A 1,484-nucleotide genomic window follows, 5' to 3' on the forward strand; every position below is an offset into this window, starting at 1 on the left:
CGGCAACGGTTCTTTTTGTCGTAAAACCATCGGCGTGGGGACAACCTCGCCTTAATTGATTTACGGCGCCATTACTGGCGCTGCAGTAAGTTTTCATTTCTGAATTAAAACGAGTGCCCTCTGCGTTGAAAGGGATGGGCGGTAGCGTGTGAAATGAACGTCGATAACGAAAAATGAAAGGATTTGAAAAATGACTGACTCAATGAAATATCTATGGCTGCTTTTTCGCGAGGATTCGTCATATATTTTTATGTTGATGCTGATTGTTGGTTCTGCCGTAATCGTGTCTGCCTTTTTTCAGAGAGCAATCACATCCTGGTGGGGTAAAACCCTCAGTGTGATACTGTGTATGGTGAGTATGATTACTACAGCAACAGGAGTTCTTGATCCTGAATCAACATATAAACAAATTATAAACAGGAAAGAAAATATCATCTATACGCTGAAAAACTGCAGAATCTCCGCATTTGAAGCGCAGCAGGCAGGGTTTCTGGCTAAAGCGAAAGATGGCTGGTCTTGTCCGGATGGCGTAACACGGTATATGGATGTGAGATACAGGGATAAGGCAGAGGTTAATAAACTTAGCACGGAGGGTAAGTAACGTGATGGATGAATTATTCAAATGGCTGCTTGCTTTTGTATTTTCAGTATATCTCTTGCTGTTTGTATTCAGTAATGACCCTGTACCAGAAGCGCTCGCACACCACTGGACTCATGACTGCCGCTTGCTGGAGAAGAATATTGATAAAGGTTTATTGTCTCCCACGCAAAACCGGCTTCAGTGTGGTGATGTTATTGAAAATGTCAGTGCAGATGAGTATGAAAAGGCGATAAGCGGGAATAAGCCGGTTACCTTACAGGAGTTAATCGAAGAGATATTCATTCGTTAGTATATAAACAGAGGCAATAAAGTATGCATGCATTTATTTTTCTGGTGCTGATGACGCCGAGTAGTGGCGGTGGGATTTGGAATGTTTCTCCCATGCCTAATACAGATGTTTGCATAAAAATGCTACGGGCACTCGAAGCACGTGGAGGAAGGGGTTACGGAGGTAATACAGGAGAGTGCATTGAAATTAAAACCCGCGAGCCTTTGAGCAGCGTGATGGAAACATTGAATGAGGGTGGGTAAATGGCTGAATACCAGTTAAGTTTTGATGGGTTTGTACGACTTTTTTTTGCAATGGCAATCATTATCTGTGGTTACGGCTATGTAATTATTGGTGTTTTTATAAGAGATACGCTTGCCTGTATTTTAATGTTGTTTGGGCTTGCAGGTCTCAGTGCTTTATTTTCTTTCATGGTATTCATGGATAAAAACATGTGGGCCGGTTCTCCTGATTTGACGCTGTCAGTAATAACGGGATTTTTTACAGCCACAGTCATCTTTTATATGTTTTATGTCTTGATTTATTCCTTTGAACGGATGGGGGCAGGTGAATAGTAAGACCGATGGTCAGTATTAACAATCTCACGTTATTTGA

4 protein-coding genes are annotated in these 1,484 nt (G+C 41.8%); all 4 read left to right on the plus strand.

Features of this window, described 5'->3' with window-relative positions; all coding sequences use genetic code 11:
• Window positions 1–190: 190 nt before the first annotated feature.
• From BHE81_RS25935 to BHE81_RS25950, 4 genes are read left to right on the plus strand one after another with little or no spacing between them, the layout of a single operon-like run.
• Window positions 191–601 carry a hypothetical protein gene (locus tag BHE81_RS25935; RefSeq protein ID WP_023316400.1) on the plus strand — a complete coding sequence of 137 codons (411 nt, stop codon included), beginning with the start codon at window positions 191–193 and terminating at the stop codon, window positions 599–601.
• Between the two features lie 4 nt (window positions 602–605).
• Window positions 606–890 carry a hypothetical protein gene (locus tag BHE81_RS25940; RefSeq protein WP_023316401.1) on the plus strand — a complete coding sequence of 95 codons (285 nt, stop codon included), beginning with the start codon at window positions 606–608 and terminating at the stop codon, window positions 888–890.
• Window positions 891–913: 23 nt separating this feature from the next.
• Window positions 914–1,132, plus strand: coding sequence for a hypothetical protein (locus BHE81_RS25945; protein WP_023316402.1), 219 nt, complete (start codon window positions 914–916; stop codon window positions 1,130–1,132).
• Complete coding sequence (locus BHE81_RS25950; RefSeq protein ID WP_023316403.1) at window positions 1,133–1,444, plus strand: hypothetical protein; 312 nt, start codon at window positions 1,133–1,135, stop codon at window positions 1,442–1,444.
• The last annotated feature ends 40 nt before the right edge of the window (window positions 1,445–1,484 follow it).

Origin of the sequence: Klebsiella sp. AqSCr (assembly GCF_008452795.1) — a bacterium.
Classification (GTDB): Bacteria; Pseudomonadota; Gammaproteobacteria; order Enterobacterales; family Enterobacteriaceae; genus Klebsiella; species Klebsiella pneumoniae.